The sequence below is a fragment of the Priestia sp. YIM B13489 genome (assembly GCF_042787645.1).
Classification (GTDB): domain Bacteria; phylum Bacillota; class Bacilli; order Bacillales; family Bacillaceae_H; genus Priestia; species Priestia megaterium.
Genome location: NZ_JBHZOQ010000053.1, coordinates 2,431,123 through 2,449,032, shown reverse-complemented (window position 1 = coordinate 2,449,032; position 17,910 = coordinate 2,431,123). Strand labels below are relative to the sequence as shown.

At 39.6% G+C, this 17,910-nt stretch carries 14 protein-coding genes and 1 pseudogene; 9 read left to right on the top strand and 6 right to left on the bottom strand.

Annotated features, from left to right (window positions below; translation table 11 throughout):
- The first annotated feature begins 1 nt into the window (after position 1).
- The 4 genes from ACFX4W_RS18255 to rlmH all read left to right on the top strand — a co-directional run bounded on the left by ACFX4W_RS18255 (position 2) and on the right by rlmH (position 2,880).
- Positions 2-796, top strand: coding sequence for an MBL fold metallo-hydrolase (locus ACFX4W_RS18255; RefSeq protein WP_043977592.1), 795 nt, complete (start codon positions 2-4; stop codon positions 794-796).
- Positions 797-853: 57 nt separating this feature from the next.
- Positions 854-2,086, top strand: a complete 1,233-nt coding sequence (locus tag ACFX4W_RS18250) for a S1C family serine protease (protein ID WP_043977633.1) — start codon at positions 854-856, stop codon at positions 2,084-2,086.
- Positions 2,087-2,158: 72 nt separating this feature from the next.
- Positions 2,159-2,317, top strand: coding sequence for a CxxH/CxxC protein (locus ACFX4W_RS18245; RefSeq protein WP_063611556.1), 159 nt, complete (start codon positions 2,159-2,161; stop codon positions 2,315-2,317).
- Between the two features lie 83 nt (positions 2,318-2,400).
- Entirely contained in the window at positions 2,401-2,880 is a 480-nt protein-coding gene (rlmH, locus tag ACFX4W_RS18240) for a 23S rRNA (pseudouridine(1915)-N(3))-methyltransferase RlmH (RefSeq protein WP_043977590.1), read from the top strand.
- Between the two features lie 169 nt (positions 2,881-3,049).
- Here rlmH and ACFX4W_RS18235 read toward each other — a convergent pair whose 3' ends face one another.
- Both ACFX4W_RS18235 and ACFX4W_RS18230 read right to left on the bottom strand, forming a co-directional pair.
- A complete protein-coding gene (locus ACFX4W_RS18235; RefSeq protein ID WP_028409752.1) occupies positions 3,050-4,048 on the bottom strand; it encodes a tRNA dihydrouridine synthase in 999 nt (332 codons plus the stop codon).
- A 409-nt stretch (positions 4,049-4,457) separates the two neighbouring features.
- Positions 4,458-6,356, bottom strand: coding sequence for a PhoX family protein (locus ACFX4W_RS18230; RefSeq protein WP_043977588.1), 1,899 nt, complete (start codon positions 6,354-6,356; stop codon positions 4,458-4,460).
- Positions 6,357-6,879: 523 nt separating this feature from the next.
- Here ACFX4W_RS18230 and ACFX4W_RS18225 point away from each other — a divergent pair.
- A complete protein-coding gene (locus ACFX4W_RS18225; protein WP_043977586.1) occupies positions 6,880-8,079 on the top strand; it encodes a class I SAM-dependent rRNA methyltransferase in 1,200 nt (399 codons plus the stop codon).
- Between the two features lie 279 nt (positions 8,080-8,358).
- On the top strand, positions 8,359-9,792 hold the full coding sequence (locus ACFX4W_RS18220; RefSeq protein ID WP_043977584.1) for an anion permease: 1,434 nt from the start codon (positions 8,359-8,361) through the stop codon (positions 9,790-9,792).
- 29 nt (positions 9,793-9,821) lie between these two features.
- Here ACFX4W_RS18220 and ACFX4W_RS18215 read toward each other — a convergent pair whose 3' ends face one another.
- Entirely contained in the window at positions 9,822-11,273 is a 1,452-nt protein-coding gene (locus ACFX4W_RS18215; RefSeq protein WP_377559876.1) for an alpha-amylase, read from the bottom strand.
- 280 nt (positions 11,274-11,553) lie between these two features.
- Here ACFX4W_RS18215 and ACFX4W_RS18210 point away from each other — a divergent pair.
- Positions 11,554-11,712: pseudogene (locus ACFX4W_RS18210) on the top strand (ATP-binding protein); the annotation flags it as partial.
- Positions 11,713-11,761: 49 nt separating this feature from the next.
- Here the strand turns inward: ACFX4W_RS18210 and ACFX4W_RS18205 are convergent.
- The 3 genes from ACFX4W_RS18205 to cstA form a co-directional block, all read right to left on the bottom strand.
- A complete protein-coding gene (locus ACFX4W_RS18205; RefSeq protein WP_277813714.1) occupies positions 11,762-11,884 on the bottom strand; it encodes a hypothetical protein in 123 nt (40 codons plus the stop codon).
- A gap of 153 nt (positions 11,885-12,037) precedes the next feature.
- Positions 12,038-13,498 (bottom strand): catalase KatA, encoded by a 1,461-nt coding sequence (gene katA, locus ACFX4W_RS18200; RefSeq protein ID WP_043977581.1) that lies wholly within the window; start codon positions 13,496-13,498, stop codon positions 12,038-12,040.
- Between the two features lie 274 nt (positions 13,499-13,772).
- Complete coding sequence (cstA, locus tag ACFX4W_RS18195) at positions 13,773-15,581, bottom strand: carbon starvation protein CstA (RefSeq protein WP_043977578.1); 1,809 nt, start codon at positions 15,579-15,581, stop codon at positions 13,773-13,775.
- Between the two features lie 243 nt (positions 15,582-15,824).
- Between cstA and proB the strand changes: the two genes are divergently transcribed.
- Positions 15,825-16,658 (top strand): glutamate 5-kinase, encoded by an 834-nt coding sequence (gene proB, locus ACFX4W_RS18190; protein ID WP_043977576.1) that lies wholly within the window; start codon positions 15,825-15,827, stop codon positions 16,656-16,658.
- Entirely contained in the window at positions 16,655-17,899 is a 1,245-nt protein-coding gene (locus ACFX4W_RS18185) for a glutamate-5-semialdehyde dehydrogenase (protein ID WP_043977574.1), read from the top strand. The genes proB and ACFX4W_RS18185 overlap by 4 nt, the downstream gene beginning before the upstream one ends.
- Positions 17,900-17,910: the final 11 nt, after the last annotated feature.

Here is a 17,910-nt window from a genome sequence, read left to right as displayed (position 1 = left end):
AATGAGCCTGCATTTCAGCGTGCTAGCGAGTGGGAGCACAGGAAATGCGATTTTAGTAAGTGATGGAGAACATTCCTTACTAGTTGATGCAGGGCTGAGCGGAAAACAAATGGAAGCTCTATTTCAACAAGTAAATCGCAATATCCCGGATTTATCAGGAATTTTAGTGACTCATGAACATAGTGACCATATTAAAGGACTAGGTGTTCTGGCACGTAAATATAAGCTCCCTATTTTCGCAAATGAAAAAACGTGGAACGCAATGGATGGCTTGATTGGCAACATTGATACAGAACAGAAGTTTCACTTTGAAATTGGCCAAACGAAATCGTTTGGTCAATTGGAAGTGGAGTCTTTTGGCGTTTCGCATGATGCTGCAGAGCCTATGTTTTATGTCTTTCATGAAGGATCTAAAAAATTAACCCTTATTACGGATACCGGCTATGTAAGTGACCGCATGAAAGGTACGATTAAAAATAGCGATATGTACGTATTTGAAAGCAATCATGACGTTGAAATGCTGAGAATGGGGCGATACCCTTGGAGCATTAAAAGACGAATTCTAAGCGACGTGGGACATGTATCAAATGAAGACGCGGCTCTTGCAATGGCAGATGTGATTGGAGATCAAACCAAACGCATTTACTTAGCGCATTTGAGTCAAGACAATAACATGAAGGAAATTGCCCGCATGTCGGTTGCACAAGTGTTACAACAGAAAGACATCAATGTAGAGGACAATATTCTCCTATGTGATACTGATCCAAAAAGACCAACTGATATTGTTTATGTATAGTCTCTAGAAAGGAAGCGAAAAATAACTTCATTTAGTACGTGAATGCAGACATTCACGATGATAAATGAAGGGTTCGGTGATAGTGTGGAACATTATGATGAAGGCCAAGAGCCAAATAGTCGGCCGCCTAAACGCCGCAGAGGATATTTCGCTTCTGCTCTGATTGGAGCAATTATAGGTGCACTTATTGTACTGCTTCTTATGCCAGCCTTGGTGAGGAACGGGATTTTACCAGATGGGTGGATGACGGATGAAAATAGAGATGAACAAACAGGGTCTACCATTCAAAAGTCAGTATCTCTTGACGTCACTACGGCCGTCACAAAAGCTGTTTCTGAAGTCAATGCAGCAGTTGTAGGAGTTGTAAACATTCAGAACTCTGAAAGCTTTTGGAATGATGAACGAACTGATGCCGGGACGGGCTCAGGTGTTATTTACAAAAAACAAGGCAACAAAGCTTATATTGTGACAAACTATCATGTCATTAAAGGCGCTAACGAAATTGAAGTGAGCTTCAGTAACGGTACAAGGGTATCGGCTAAAATTCTTGGCAGCGATGATTTAATGGACTTAGCAGTTCTTGAAATTGACGCAGGCCACGTGACAAAAGTGGCTACCTTCGGAAATTCTGATAAGCTTAAAGCTGGTGAACCAGTGATTGCTATCGGAAACCCGCTAGGCCTTCAATTTTCTGGCTCCGTTACACAAGGAGTTGTCTCAGGGGTTAACCGTGTCATTCCTCAAGATTTGAATGGCGATGGAAATCCTGATTGGCAATCAGAAGTTATTCAAACAGATGCCGCCATTAACCCTGGTAATAGCGGGGGTGCTCTTGTTAATATTGATGGTGAATTAATCGGTATTAATTCCATGAAAATTGCTCAAGAAGCAGTAGAAGGCATTGGTCTTGCGATTCCAATCAACATGGCTAGGCCCATTATTAATGACTTAGAACGATATGGTGAAGTCAGACGTCCGTATCTTGGAGTTAGTACACTATCATTAAGTGAGGTATCAGGGTATCATTTAAAAGAAACCCTTAAGTTACCGCATGATGTAGTAAACGGAGTCGCTGTTCTAAAAGTTGAGCCAGGTTCGCCAGCCGCTAAAGCCGGATTAAAGGAATATGATGTGATTGTTGAGTTAGATCACAGCAAAGTAAGGGACATTGCGACACTTCGCAAACACCTCTACATTGAAAAAGAAATTGGCGATAAAATGAACGTAACGTTCTATCGCGATGGCAAAAAGAAATCCACAGAAGTAAAATTAACGCGTCAAATGAAGTAAAATAAAGTTATCCACAGGGGATAAACTCCTGTGGTTTTTTAATGAAAAGAATAGAGAAAGGAAGATAAATACATGAAGATATATTGCTGTTTAGAACATACAGAACTAGCGCTGGATGTAATGGTAGATGAGATTGAGCTAGCGCCGGTTTTTGAAAAAATAGAAAATTCCACTGACAAAAAAAGCTGTGAATATTGTGAAAATGAAGCTGTATATGTAGTAGGGAACTAATATTCTTATACAAAATGTGGATATAACATGTGGATATGTGGATAATATCTGTGGATAAGAGATAAAGGAGAGGAGAATAGCCTGTGAATATCTCTATTATAACCATTGGAAAGCTAAAAGAAAAATACTTAAAACAAGGTATTCAAGAATATTTAAAGCGTTTATCAAGCTATGCAAAAGTGGAAATTATTGAGCTTGCAGATGAAAAAGCGCCAGAAAACTTAAGTGAATCTGAAATGGAACAGGTAAAACAAAAAGAAGGAGAGCGCATCTTAGCGAAAATCTCAGACGATACTTATGTGATCGCATTAGCTATTAACGGAAAACAAAAGTCTTCCGAGGAACTCGCAAAAGAAATTGATTCATTAGCTACCTACGGAAAAAGCAAAGTAGCGTTTGTCATTGGCGGGTCGCTTGGTTTAAGCAGCGAAGTAATGAAACGCTCAAACGCAGCCCTTTCTTTTTCAAAGATGACGTTTCCTCATCAGCTTATGCGCCTAGTATTAGTAGAACAGATTTACCGAGCTTTTCGTATTATTCGAAATGAACCTTATCATAAATAGATCGTGTGGATATTTTTTCATTAAAAGCTGAGGCAGAAGGAAATGTAAAACCTTCTGCCTCAGCTTTTATCATATGTGGATAAATAGCATACGTCTATAAAAAAGAACAAGAGGTTCTTCTCTCCGATAAAATGTTAGAACAATTGAGTTTAAACAAACGAGATCTTATTTAAGAAACAGAAAAACCTTCGTCTTCTTTCACTCCAGCTCTGTCTTTAAACTCATCAAGCAACGCACGCACTTCGTCAGTTGTTTCCGTGCTCATGAGTAGATTTCTTAATTCACTTGCACCGCGGAATCCGCGAACGTAAATTTTGAAAAAGCGTCGAAGCGGTTTGAAAGGGCGCGGCTCTAATTCTTCAGAATACTTATCATGAAGATCTAGCTGCAGGCGAAGAAGTTCTAATAGCTCTTCGCTTGTGTGCTCTTTCTTTTCTTTTTCAAACGCAAACGGATTATGGAAAATTCCGCGTCCAATCATGATTCCATCAATGCCGTACTTCTCCGCAAGTTCAAGACCTTTCTGGCGGTCAGGAATATCACCGTTAATTGTTAGTAGCGTATGAGGCGCAATTTCGTCACGAAGCTTCTTGATCTCCGGAATTAACTCCCAGTGCGCGTCAACATCGCTCATTTCTTTTTTTGTACGAAGGTGAATAGAAAGGTTCACGATATCCTGTTCTAAAATGTGCTTCAGCCAGTCGTACCACTCATCAACTTGCGTATAGCCAAGACGAGTCTTTACGCTTACTGGAAGCCCTCCAGCTTTGGCTGCCTGGATAATCTCAGCCGCAGTATCTGGACGGCGAATCAGACCAGAACCTTTTCCGTTTCCTGCAACATTCTGCACAGGACAGCCCATATTAATATCAATGCCGCGAAAGCCCATTTCGGCCATGCCAATACTCATTTGACGGAAGTATTCAGGCTTGTCTCCCCAAATGTGCGCAACGATTGGCTGTTCATCATCTGTAAACGTCAAACGTCCTTTTACGCTATCTTTCCCTTTCGGATGGCAGTAGCTTTCCGTATTCGTAAACTCTGTAAAAAATACGTCAGGTCGTGCTGCTTCGGTCACAACATGGCGAAAAACGACATCCGTCACAGCTTCCATCGGTGCCAAAATAAAAAACGGACGCGGCAACTCATGCCAAAAATTATCTTTCATCTTATATCTAAACCCTTTCTTTTAGGGAAAACATATTCCCAAAATTAAAAAGTGTAATTTCTTTTATAAGGTTGAATGCTAGTATAAACTTCAACCAATATATACTTTAATGGTATGGGAGGAAAAGTGCAAGGGAACGAGTGGTTTTGTTTTGCTGGAAATACTTATTGAAACAACTTTTATATCTAGTATTAGTGGGGTGTAAGCAATTAAAAGCAAGCTTGAAGGCATGTACCGGATACTCGCGAATAAATATCCTAAAGCATTTGGTTTGTGTGTAGGCACTTTCTCCAAGGATATTATAAAGTATTCACCATAATTATGATTACGATAAACGATTTTATAAATAACTTCGACTATATAAAAAACCACGTCTGTCACTGCACAACAGACGTGGCTTCATTACATATTAATGCTTTTTGTAAGGAGCGCCGTCCTTAGAAGGCAGTCCAGAAATGTATCCGACACCGCCAGTTTCTTGAATGCCGATGCTTTCTTTCATTGCATTAGCTAGCTCTTCTTTATCAACAGCGGTAATACTTTTGTCGCTGATGTCCTCGCCCGGGTGCTGATAGTTGCTTAGTACGTAGCGAGAGTTTTGAATGTTTTCTACTGCACGAAGTCCTGTTGCTTCTGCTCCCACTGGAACTGAAAGGATGCGTGATAGTTTTTTAGTTTTTACATTATAAGCCCATACGAAGTTGTTTGTATGCAGTGAGCTGTCTTCTCCGATAAACAGTGTATTTAAGTTATTTGAATACGTAAGGTTGTCAGGGTTGGCAATTTTATTTGGGTCCGCTGTATTACCGTATGCATCTGCTTTTTCTAGGTCTTGTCCAATCAGTAGCCCTTCCATGCTTGCAGGAACGTAGCGACTGTTAATCTTGCCGTTTGCTAGGTCTTTTTGATGCGATCCTAAGTTCAGCTGGTAGGTCACACCAGACTCTAATTTTGGAAGCTGGATATCATCTTGTACAGCGCCAGATTCTTTTAGCATGGCACTATTTTGGTAAGAAATAGCCATATACGCTTTTTTGTCTTTTTTGTTAACCGTTAGTCCTTCCATCTTGTTGAATTCAGATGTTGCACCTAAAATTGCACCGTATCGGCGTGATTCTAAAAAGGCAGCTGCTTTTTCCATACCAGGCTTTACTTTTAGGTATTCAACTTTTTTACTTGCAGCGGTTTTCACAGCTTTAAATCCTTTTTTAGGCTGGTCAGCTGTTTCAAAAATATCACTAAATTTTGTGCCTTTGTCGATTATTGTTTTCACTTCATTGTCTGTTGCATGGCCAAGCTTAATCCATTGAAGGTCGCCTTTACCTCCATTTTCTGTGCTCGTTTGTTTAAACTTTGCCGCATAAAGAGTTCCTGCTGAGAAGTCTTTTTCCTTATCTGCTACATACATAAACATCATGGTATTAGACCCATCGTCTCCAAAAAGAGCGGTTTTGTTATCTGGAAGTACCTGCATCATTTCGTGTGAAAAACGGCCTGTGCTGTAATGTTTTACGACGGATGCATGGCCGCTTTCATCCACTGAAATTTCTGGAATCCAGCCGTAGTAGTAAGGGTTTGCTTTTGACGTGTCGCCGAAATAAAGCTTAGCGAAGTTCGTGACGTCTTTATAAGAGCTGGATGAAGGATCTTCAAAAGCACGTGCATCGGGCTCATATTCTTCTGAACCAAGGTGAGTACCCCAATCCGTTGTAGAGCCATTACACGGCGTCCACAAACCATTTACATTGGAAAAATCAATTTTTTTAGCATGGTTGACCGTTAATTTTCCTGTTTTATCATCTCGGTCAACTTGTGTAAGCGTCATTGAAGCGGGAAGACCGGAAATCTCTTTTCCAGCATTATTAACAGATTCATATTCATAATGTGAAATAATATAAGACTTACCGTTGATGGTGATAAAGCTGTTTGAATCCGGTGCGTCTGATACGTACGGTGATGGCTTATCGGGAACGCTTCGGTCAATAATCGGATCCCCGTTTGCATCGATCGGTGTACCTGCGGCGATTAATTCCCCTTTATTATCGACAATTTTATCTTTTGAAAGAAAGAGCTGGTTATAGTTAAGCGGCGTTTCTTCAACGCTTCCATCTTTATACGTTACTTTTACAGATGCCTCTGTATACGTTTTAATCATATTTTCAATCGTAGTAGGTGCTTTCATTGGCTGAAACTCGACGCTTTTGATTTGTTTTGGATGTTGAACTGGGTGATGCTCTGCTGCAAAAGCAGAAGCGGCACTAGAAGCTAAAAGGGTGAGAGATAGTCCAAGAGATACTCGTTTTTTCATGGTTGATAACCTCCAAATTGTATTCATACACTTATTAAATCATTTGATTGTTGAGGAAATATAAAGAGAAGCGCTGGATTTGTTGAGCTGTTGTTAAGAACGTTGAACATTTATATGACAAGTTTAACTAGAAGTTATTCAGCTATCTTTCAGAATTTGTTCAGATAGCATTCAGCCGGGCTTCACAGTGCATTCATGGGCCGCTCTTACAATAAAGACATAGCTAAAGGCGACAAGAAGCGCTTTGGCTCGTACAGCAAAATTGAAAGGTATTTTAGCAGAAAAAAACGTCACTCAGTTCGATGCTTATACGGGGCAAGAGTGCTCATAATTTTTTATCTTAAAACATAAAACATACATTTCATTTTTTATTCATATCAAGCAGAGGGTGTTTCAAGGCATCCTCTGCTTTTCTATTTATAACTAGAAACGGGGCTGTTTATCTATGTTAAGATAAATGTAGATTATTGTTGTAAAATGGATAGAACTAGAATGAAATAAATTAAATAGATAGGGTGTACACATGAGAAAAGAAGTACAAGTTATAGCCAAAGAAGCTTTTATTAAAAAAGTGAACAAGGGTTATCCACTCATTGAAAAAGATGCGCTTGTTGATGGTCATAAACTGCAAGAAGAAGGGGTTATTATTAACTTGGTCACTCCCAAAAATCAATTTTTAGCCAAAGGCTATTATGGAAAACAAAACAAAGGCTACGGATGGATTCTTACGAAGAAGAAAAATGAGCAAATTGACGCGGCGTTTTTTGCTAGAAAAATTCAGCAAGCTATTTCGTCTCGTCATGACTTTTATGCGTCTGAAGACACAACTGCTTTTCGTGTATTTAATAGTGAAGGTGACGGAATCGGTGGCTTGATTATTGATTATTATGACGGATATTACGTCATGAGTTGGTATAGTGAAGGAATTTATCAATTTAAAGAATACGTCATTGAAGCCTTAAAGTCTGCGCCTAACTTTAAAGGGCTGTACCAGAAAAAACGTTTTAACGTAAAGGGGCAGTATATTGAAGAAGATGATTTTGTAGCAGGGGATAAAGGTGAATTTCCTTTAATTGTAAAAGAAAATGGTATTCGTTTTGCCGTTTACTTAAATGACGGAGCGATGGTGGGAGTCTTTTTAGATCAGCGAGACGTCCGTAAAACGATTCGAGATAAATATGCAAAAGGAAAGACCGTGCTAAATATGTTTTCGTATACAGGCGCATTTTCAGTGGCGGCCGCTCTTGGAGGAGCTGCGAAAACAACAAGTGTCGATTTAGCCAATCGCAGCTTGGCTAAAACAATTGAGCAATTTAGTGTAAATGGAATTGATCACGAAGCACAGGACATTATCGTAGAAGATGTTTTCAAGTATTTTAAATATGCGGTCAAGAAGAACATGACCTTCGATCTTGTGGTGCTAGATCCGCCGAGCTTTGCCAAGTCGAAAAAGCATACGTTCAGCGCGGCAAAAGACTACAAAGATTTATTAAAAGAAGCCATTGCTCTTACAAAGCCAAATGGTGTCATTGTAGCATCTACGAACGCAAGCAATTTTGATATGAAAAAATTCCATTCGTTTATTGAAAAAGCTTTTAATGAAAAAGGGGAACAGTACAAAATGATGGAGCAGTTCGCTCTTCCAGCTGATTTTAAAACAATAAAAGAATTTAAGTCAGGTAATTATTTAAAAGTCGTGTTTATTCAAAAAGTAAATCGCTAAATGCAAGGCTGCATGATGAATTCATGCAGTTTATTTATTTTCAAAAAAATAACGCTTACAAGCTATTTTGAAGGGAATAAAATGAAGGTAAGAGATAAATATTGTCAATATATATGATAAAATAATAAAGGAATTATGCTCAACACTTCACAATTTTACAATATCATCCTTACGAAACGTATTTTTACAATTATTTTATTTTAAATGGGATAAGTATTGAGTACGAAGTGGAAAGAGCATACTATTACTATTATTTAAAAACATGAAAGGAGAAAGATTATGGCTGAAACAACAAAAAAGCCTGCCGGCGAAGTGAAATTTATTCCTTTATTAATTTGTCTGGCAATCGGACTTATTTTATGGTTTATTACACCTCCGTCCGGACTTGATTTGAAGGCTTGGCACTTATTCGCTATTTTTGTGGCTACTATCGTAGGGCTTATCATTAAACCATTGCCATTGGGCAGTGTAGCTATTTTATCTTTAACCATTATTGTATTAACTAATACATTAACGCTTGAACAATCGCTCAGCGGTTTTCAAAATACGACGATTTGGTTAATCGTTATTGCATTCTTTATTTCTAGAGGTTTTATTAAGACTGGTCTAGGAACAAGGGTTGCCTATATCTTCGTTCGTTTGTTCGGTAAAAAGACGTTGGGACTATCGTATTCTCTTATCGTAAGTGACTTACTTTTATCACCTGCAATGCCGTCTAATACAGCACGAGCTGGAGGAATTATTCTTCCAATCATTCGTTCTTTATCCGAAACATACGGATCGAGAACTGGCGACGGTACGGAGCGCAGAGTCGGTGCTTTCTTAACAAAAGTATCGTTTCAAGGAGATATGATCACATCCGCTATGTTCGTAACAGCAATGGCGGCCAATCCTCTTGCGGTTAAAATGACGGAACAAATTACAGGCAAGACTATTTCATGGGTTGGCTGGGCAGCGGCTGCAATCGTACCTGGAATTATTAGTTTAATCGTTATTCCGCTCGTTATTTATAAGCTGTATCCGCCAGAATTAAAAGAAACGCCGGAAGCATCTGAAATTGCAGCAAAAAAACTAAATGAAATGGGTCCGCTAAAGAAAGAAGAATGGTACATGATTGGCGTATTTTTACTTCTTCTTGTGTTGTGGATTTTTGGCGCTAATTTAAATATTAATGCAACAACAACTGCTTTTATTGGTCTATGTGCGCTGCTTTTAACGCAAGTGTTAAGCTGGTCGGACATCAAAAAAGAACAGGGAGCATGGGATACATTAGTCTGGTTTGCTGTTTTGGTTATGATGGCAACTTTCTTAAATGATCTAGGCATGATTCCTTGGTTCAGTGATCTGATGAAAGGCACTGTTAGCCATATGTCTTGGATGACGGCGTTGATTGTATTAGCTATTGCATATTTTTATTCTCACTACTTTTTTGCGAGTAACACGGCTCACGTCAGCGCTATGTACGCAGCATTTTTATCTGTCATCGTGGCCGCTGGTGCGCCTCCGTTACTGTCAGCATTAATTTTAGCGTTCTTTAGCAATTTATTTGGCTGTTTAACTCACTACGGAAGTGGACCCGCACCGGTGTTCTTCGGTAGTGGATATGTAACGCAGCAAAAATGGTGGTCGCTCGGCTTTTTAATTTCAATTATTCATATTATCATTTGGATTGGAATTGGCGGCTTGTGGTGGAAACTGCTAGGTCTATGGTAAAAAAACAGTGGCGCAGGCCACTGTTTTTTTTATGCTTCAGCCCAAACGGATACAGAGCCGCCATTTACAGGGAATTGTCCGTAGCCATCTTCTTCAATCACAACTTGGTCCTCTCGGTTGTTTGTGAAGTCAATCCACGTTTGTCCACTTCGGTGTTCGCCGACGAACATTCTCTTTTCGCCATCTTCACCGTTTGACATCACCACAGCGCATCCAGACTTCTCAAATTCCTCTACACCATGCCTTACCCATCCAATAGTATTCGGGTGATCAAAATAATCGTCTTGCTGGCCGTATGCTTTGTCATAGCGTACATGCAAGAGAGTGGAAATATCTTTTTCTTTTCCTTCAATTGGGTGCTCTCCGCCTATCCCAAAATAGTCTCCGTAAAACACACAAGGATAACCGTCTTCACGAAGTAAAATTAGAGCGTAAGCACTCTGTTTGAACCAATCTTCTACCCAAGATTCTAAAGATTCATTTGGCTGAGAGTCATGGTTATCTACAAATGTGACAACATTCAAAGGGTGAGTCTTGACTAATGTATCATCAAAAATCGTGGTTAAATCAAAATCTCTTCCTTGCTGAGAGGCTTCATGCAGTTTATAGTGCAGCGATACGTCAAACAAATCGATTTGATAATCAATCACGTCTAGGAATTCCTGACAGGCTGTTAACTCTGGATTCCAAAACTCTCCCACAAAATAAAAGGGCTTTTCTTGAGAAGAGGACAATTCGTGGGCAAACTCTTTAATAAAATCGTGGTTAATATGTTTAATGGCGTCTAATCGATAACCGTCGCACTGCAGAGTGTCTGCTAACCATTTTCCCCATTTGATCATTTCTTCTCGAACTTCAGGATGATCGTAATCAATATTCGCAAACATTAAATAATCGTAGTTGCCAAACTCTTGATCCACATTTTCGTTCCAGCTTTTGTTTTCTCCGGCAATACGAAAAACGCCTTCTTTTCCATTTTTATCATCGTAATCAGTGCCGTTAAAATGATTAAAGTTCCATTTGAAAGAAGAATATTGATCGCCGCGCCCTTCAAATGTAAACTTTGTCCAACCTTCAATTTCAAAAGGTTCAGAAATTTCTTCTGTTCGGTTCATGGGGTCCACTTCAATGACGTGGAACGTTTCTTTTTCATCTGCTGCAGCTTTATGGTTCATTACAATATCCACATAGACATTAATTCCATGATTATGACAGGCATCAATCGCTTCATGCAGCTCTTGCTTGGTTCCATACTTTGTACGAACGGTTCCTTTTTGATCAAATTCGCCAAGATCGTATAAGTCATAAACGCCGTAGCCATTATCCTCTGATGAAACACCTTTTGTAACCGGGGGAATCCACACGGAATCAATTCCTTGTTCTTTTAGTTGAGGAGCGAGCTCTTTGAGGCGTTGCCAATGCTCGCCATCAGCTGGCACATGCCATTCGAAAAATTGCATAATTGTATGATTCCGTTCCAAGTTAAATCATCCTCCTTTTAAATAAAAAGATATAATCGCTCACGGATAGTTCTTTAGAATCAAATGAGGAATTGATTATATTTTTTCTTTTAACGTTCCTGTTATCCCTATTCCTTAAACCTTTTTCAATGTTTGAAGCTTAAGAAAATCTTAAAATGTTTTCTTCTTTTTTCTTAAAAAATGCAGTTTACAGTAAAACCCATAGACGAAATGACCCATGATATACTTTTGAAAGGAGTGTTAGAAATCAGTGAACGAATATATGATTTTAGTTGTAGGTGCTGAGCTGTTTGAACGATTTAAAAGAGGGGACACTTCAAGACAAACCGATGGCTCCGGACTTGGGTTAGCTATTGCTAAGTCAATTATTGATTTGCACGGAGGAGAACTGAATATTAAAATTGACGGAGATTTATTTAAAGTAACGATTATTCTTTAATGTGAGTGAATATAAACAGCATATCTAGTAAAAAAGAAAAGCAACCTCATTATGCTGGTTGCTTCTCTTTTTTTAGCGTTCGTAATTTTATTCCGCAACCGCAAAGCGTACTGTGCTTTAGTACTTTTATTTCTCTATCACACTGATTACATCTTATTTCTTGTCCAATCATTTCTTCACCCCTTCCTCTTTTTACAAGAATTTAAATAAGTATCCATAAAATATGGATACTTATTTAGTGATAAAATGTTAAACTAATTGAGAATAAATGAGAATATGAAATGAGAAAAATACCTTTATTTTCTCATTACAAAAACTGATATCTTTATTTTACTTGCTGCGGAACAGACAATCCTAAACCATCTGCAATGCGTGTTCCATACTCTGGATCCGCTTTGTAGAAGTGCTGAATTTGACGCAGTTTAATCTCTTCTTTTTCTACAGGCTTCATAGCTTCAACGATGTTTGCAACTAGTCGCGTACGCTCGTCTTTGCTTAGAAGGCGGTATAAGTCACCTGCTTGCGTGTAATGATCGTTATGATCATATGCAACACTATCAGCAACGCCTGAAACAGGGTATGCCGCTTGTTTGTTTTCGTGAGATTCTGTCGGGCCGCCAAAGCTGTTTGGCTCATAATAAACAGAACGGCCGCCGTTATCGTCAAAGCGCATTTGACCGTCACGCTGATAGTTATTTACTTCATTGCGCGGACGGTTAATCGGTAGCGCTTGATGGTTAGCACCCACGCGGTAGCGATGTGCATCGCTGTATGCAAATAGTCGACCTTGCAGCATTTTATCAGGTGATACGTCAATTCCCGGTACAAGCGTTCCAGGTGAGAATGTAGCTTGCTCCACTTCGGCAAAATAATTTTCTGGATTGCGGTCCAAGACCATGCGACCTACTTCAATTAACGGGTAGTCTTTTTGTGACCAAACCTTTGTTACATCAAACGGATCAAAGCGATACGTATCAGCGTCTTCTAATGGCATAATCTGAACGTACAGCTTCCATGAAGGGAAATCGCCTTTTTCAATGGCATTAAATAAATCTTCAGTATGATAATCTGGGTTTTCACCAGCTAGCTTTGCAGCTACGTCTGGAGACAGATTTTTTACGCTTTGCTCTGTTTTAAAGTGATATTTTACCCAAACGCCATCTCCTTTGGCATTAACCCATTTAAATGTGTGGCTGCCAAATCCATGCATATGGCGTAAAGTTGCCGGGATACCGCGGTCAGACATTAAAATAGAAACTTGATGCAAAGATTCAGGAGATAAAGACCAGAAATCCCAAACGGCCGTCGGGTTTTTTAAATGTGTGCGTGGATCGCGTTTTTGTGTATGAATAAAGTCAGGAAATTTAATCGCATCTCGGATGAAAAATACAGGTGTATTATTTCCGACTAAGTCGTAGTTTCCTTCTTCTGTATAAAATTTAACAGCAAATCCGCGAGGGTCGCGAACGGTATCTGCTGAGCCGTTTTCACCAGCTACTGTTGAAAAGCGAGCAAATAGAGGTGTTCGTTTTCCTACTTTAGAAAGGAAAGCTGCTTTTGTATAGGCTGAAACATCATTTGTCACTTCAAAATAGCCGTGGGCACCGGCGCCTTTTGCGTGTACGACGCGTTCAGGAACTCGCTCTCGGTTAAAATGGGCTAATTTCTCTAAAAGGTGAACATCTTGAATTAAAGTAGGTCCGCGTGAACCAGCGGTCATTGAATTTTGATTATCTCCAACCGGAGCTCCCCAACTAGTCGTTAGGTTATTCTTGTTTGTTGTCATCTTAGAACCACCTCTTATTTGAATTTTATTATGTTAGAAATAATAATAACATTTTTAAATAAAAAATCAATACTAAATTATAATTATTATAATTTAAATTGTTAATTTTGAGATGTAGTCAGTGGGGGATACGCATGTGGAATGTACGAACTATTTTAAAAATTTTCTGTATAGTATATTTAGTTTAATAATAAAAATGCCTGGTGTGCAATTATTTTGACCGGCTATTACCATATCAAAAACACGCTTGCTTATATAAGCAAGCGTGTTCGTTTTATATATTTTGTGATAAGTTTGCTTTCGCTGCCAGTTCAGCCTGAGGCGTGCGCCAAAGCTGCGTCCATTTTTGAATCGCAGCAATCATAATAATGAGACCGAGTATAAGCATGATGATTGAAAGAGTTGCATTTAATATGCTGTAACCTGCCGCAGCTTCATTTAAATAGACATTCTTAACCATCCAATAACCTGCGTAGTTAACCGTTACGTAAAGGTAGGCTAGCGGAATAAGGCAAGTAAGCATATAGGAGCGTTTATCTGCAATTCTAAGAATAACGGTTGCTCCAATAATTAAACCAATAGAGGCCATTAACTGATTCGATACGCCGAACAGCGCCCAAACTGAGCCAATATCTCCTGAGAACAATAAATACCCCCACATAAAACAGGCTAGGGCGCTTGCAAAAATGGACCCCGGAAGCCAGTCTACTCGCTTCAATGGCTTATAAAATTCACCGAAAAAGTCTTGAATTAAATAGCGGGAAACGCGTGTACCCGCGTCGATAGCAGTTAAAATAAACACTGCTTCAAACATAATGACGAATTGGAAAAAGTAAGAAGACAGGTGGCTGAACCAAGGAATTTCTGTGAAGATATATGTCATTCCTACGGCCAGTGTAACAGCCCCGCCTGTACGGCCTTCTAAGTTTAGACCAATCTCTTGGCTAAGCTGAGGAAGAGCTGTCACGTTCATGCCGAGCGTTTTGAACACTTCAGGTGTAGAGTTGATTGCAAAATAGTCTCCAGGATGTAAAGCTGTTGCGGCAATTAATGCCATAATTCCTACCAAGCATTCGACTAACATCGCCCCGAAGCCTACAACTTTAATGTCACTCCAACGGTCGAGCATCTTAGGGGTTGTCCCTGAACCAACAAATGCATGGAAGCCGGAAATAGCACCGCAGGCGATCGTAATGGAAATGAACGGCCACACGGGTCCTGCTAAAATAGGGCCGCCTCCGTGAATAAATTCAGTAACTGCAGGAAATGGAATTGCTGGATTTACGAAAAACACGCCTACAATCAGCGCGATAAAGACACCAATTTTCATAAAGCTGCTTAAATAATCTCGAGGTGCTAAAAGCAGCCAAACGGGCAAGGCCGCTGCGAAAAATGCATAAACGGGAAGAATAATTGAAAGTGTTTTAATATCTAGCGTTAAAAAATCTCCTAAAGCTGTTCCTTGAATATAAGGACCGCTAAATACGGCGATTAAAATTAAAATGAAGCCGACGGTAGAAGCCGCTTTTAAATTACCGGTTTTTTTGTGGTAAATACCTACCCCCATTGCGATCGGAATCGTAATTCCAACAGCGAATGTACCCCAAGGGTTTTTCTCAAGTGCGTGTAGCACGACCATAGATAAACCGGCCATTGTGATGGTAATGATAAAAAGCATAGCTAAACCTGTACAAAAACCAGCGACAGGTCCTAGCTCTTTTTTAGCCACTTCGGAAAGCGACTGGCCTTTTTGGCGCATAGATGCAAATAACACAACCGCATCGTGAACGGCTCCTCCGATTACAGCTCCGATTAAAAGCCAGAGCAGTCCGGGCAAATAGCCAAACTGAGCTGCTAAAATAGGTCCAACAAGCGGACCAGCAGCTGCAATAGCTGCAAAGTGATGACCAAATGTTACCCATCGGTTGGTTGGCACATAATCTTTCCCATCTTCAAACTCATGTGCTGGCGTTTTTTGCGAATCGTTTAGTTTCAAGACCTTAACAGCCATGAATGTTCCGTATAGCCGATACGCAATCATTAAAATACAGATAGATCCAATAACAATCGTAACCGCATTCATTACAAATCCCCCTATCCCTTAGTTGTCTGATGTTTGTACTACTACACAACGTTATGTAATTGTGTGTTCCCCTTACAACTTTCATTATAAAAGAAGAAAGCGCTTTTATCACCAGTTTTTCCCTTAATTATTTAAAAAATTAGAAAGTTCAAATTCCCTTTGAAAAACTATAAGACTTTTCGCATAATCTCTGCTATAATTTTTTAAAAAATTAGTACGCATTTAGGTGTTTTAGTTAGGGAGATGAAAAGAGTGAACCATCGTCAAGAGTTACAAAATAGCAAGCGTATCGTAGTCAAAGTAGGGACATCTACGTTGACCTATGATAATGGAGATATTAACTTAGCACGCATTGAAAAACTAGCGCGTGTTTTATCCGATTTAATGAATGCAGGAAAAGAAGTTGTGCTTGTTACATCAGGTGCCGTTCAAGTGGGAGTAAAAAAACTAAAGTTAAAGGAAAAGCCAACTTCTATTCGAGAAAAACAAGCAGCGGCCTCTGTCGGGCAATGTGAGCTTATGCATATCTATAGTAAATTCTTTGGTGAGTACAGCCACATCGTTGGTCAAGTACTGTTAACGAAGGATGTAATCGAAGATGAACATGTGCGCAATAACGTTGTGAATACGTTTGAAAAATTAATTGAAGATAAAGTGATTCCTATTGTGAATGAAAACGATACGGTTGCCATCGATGAGATTGAAAACATCGTGCGCTTCGGCGATAACGATAATTTATCTGCCATTGTTTCGGTTTTGATTCACGCAGACTTACTCGTTATTTTATCTGACATTGACGGTTTCTTTGATTCAGACCCCACAAAAAACCCTAACTCTAAGTTAATGAAAGTAATAGATGGCATTACACCGGAACTTGAAAATTTTGCTGGAGATAGTGGAACTGACGTTGGAACAGGCGGAATGGTCACAAAGCTTACCGCTGCTAAAACAGCTACAAGTGCAGGCGTAAGCTTAATCTTAGCAAATGGTAAAGAGCCAAATATTTTGCGAGATATTATTGAAGGCCAAGAAATTGGAACGTTATTCTTAAAACAAGCTGAAGGAGTAATGAAATGAGTGAATTGCAGCTTAAAGGAAAGCAGGCAAAAGATGCCTCTTATTTCTTAGGAAATGTAACGAGCGAACAAAAACAGCAGGCACTTTATAAAATGGCGGCTGCTTTATTGAATCAGCAAGAAGCGATTTTAAAAGCCAATGAATTAGACATAGAAAAAGCCGTTCAAAAAGGCACATCAAAAGCGATGTTGGATCGCCTATCTTTAAATAAAGAGCGGATTCACGGAATGGCAGACGGCCTGCGCCAAGTAGCTGCGCTTGCGGATCCAGTAGGAGAAGTGCTGTCTATGGCGAAGCGACCAAATGGCTTACAAATTGGGCAGCAGCGTGTACCTATTGGTGTCATAGGAATTATTTATGAAGCGCGTCCAAACGTTACGTGTGATGCAGCAGGCTTATGCTTAAAAGCAGGAAATGCAGTTATCTTGCGCGGAGGCAGCGAGGCGTTTTATTCGAATCAAGCGATTGTTTCTGTATTATCTCAAGCTGCGGCAAGTGCAGGGTTGCCTGAGCATAGCGTACAGCTTATTGAAGATACGTCGAGAGAAACAGCACTGGAGTTAATGAAATTAAATGAATATATCGATGTATTAATTCCTCGAGGCGGTGCTGGTTTAATTGAAGCAGTGGTAAAAAATGCAACGGTTCCCGTTATTGAGACAGGAACTGGGAACTGCCACATTTATGTCGATGAAGAATATGACGGTGACATGGCGGCCAATATTGTCATTAATGCAAAAACATCTCGTCCAGCGGTGTGTAACTCAGCCGAAAAGCTGATTATCCATAAACGAGCGGCTCATGAATTTTTGCCGATTATTGTTCAAGCGCTACGAGAGAAAGATGTAGAAGTACGCGGTGATGAACGTGCGGTAACAATCGTTCCAGATCTTGTTCCCGCAGGGGATGAGGATTGGAAAAAAGAATACTTGGATTTCATCATGGCGGTTAAAATCGTAGATGATATCGATGAAGCGATTTCTCATATTAATGTTCATAGTTCACATCACTCTGAAGCGATTGTAACAACAAATTATGCTCATGCTCAGCGTTTTTTACAGCGCGTTAATTCAGCCGCTGTTTATGTGAATGCTTCAACGAGGTTCACGGACGGAGAAGAGTTTGGTTTCGGGGCAGAAATCGGAATTAGTACACAAAAGCTTCATGCGCGTGGACCAATGGGATTAAAGGAATTAACAACGCTAAAATATATTATTTACGGAGATGGACAAATTCGATAAAAAAGAAGCCT

What these genes read in the sequence shown, in the direction of transcription:
- ACFX4W_RS18255 (WP_043977592.1), top strand. Translation starts at nt 2, where the DNA reads ATGAGCCTGCATTTCAGCGTGCTAGCGAGTGGGAGCACAGGAAATGCG.
- ACFX4W_RS18250 (WP_043977633.1), top strand. Translation starts at nt 854, where the DNA reads ATGATAAATGAAGGGTTCGGTGATAGTGTGGAACATTATGATGAAGGC.
- ACFX4W_RS18245 (WP_063611556.1), top strand. Translation starts at nt 2,159, where the DNA reads ATGAAGATATATTGCTGTTTAGAACATACAGAACTAGCGCTGGATGTA.
- ACFX4W_RS18235 (WP_028409752.1), bottom strand. Translation starts at nt 4,048, where the DNA reads ATGAAAGATAATTTTTGGCATGAGTTGCCGCGTCCGTTTTTTATTTTG.
- ACFX4W_RS18230 (WP_043977588.1), bottom strand. Translation starts at nt 6,356, where the DNA reads ATGAAAAAACGAGTATCTCTTGGACTATCTCTCACCCTTTTAGCTTCT.
- ACFX4W_RS18225 (WP_043977586.1), top strand. Translation starts at nt 6,880, where the DNA reads ATGAGAAAAGAAGTACAAGTTATAGCCAAAGAAGCTTTTATTAAAAAA.
- ACFX4W_RS18220 (WP_043977584.1), top strand. Translation starts at nt 8,359, where the DNA reads ATGGCTGAAACAACAAAAAAGCCTGCCGGCGAAGTGAAATTTATTCCT.
- ACFX4W_RS18205 (WP_277813714.1), bottom strand. Translation starts at nt 11,884, where the DNA reads ATGATTGGACAAGAAATAAGATGTAATCAGTGTGATAGAGAAATAAAA.
- katA (WP_043977581.1), bottom strand. Translation starts at nt 13,498, where the DNA reads ATGACAACAAACAAGAATAACCTAACGACTAGTTGGGGAGCTCCGGTT.
- cstA (WP_043977578.1), bottom strand. Translation starts at nt 15,581, where the DNA reads ATGAATGCGGTTACGATTGTTATTGGATCTATCTGTATTTTAATGATT.
- proB (WP_043977576.1), top strand. Translation starts at nt 15,825, where the DNA reads ATGAAAAGAGTGAACCATCGTCAAGAGTTACAAAATAGCAAGCGTATC.
- ACFX4W_RS18185 (WP_043977574.1), top strand. Translation starts at nt 16,655, where the DNA reads ATGAGTGAATTGCAGCTTAAAGGAAAGCAGGCAAAAGATGCCTCTTAT.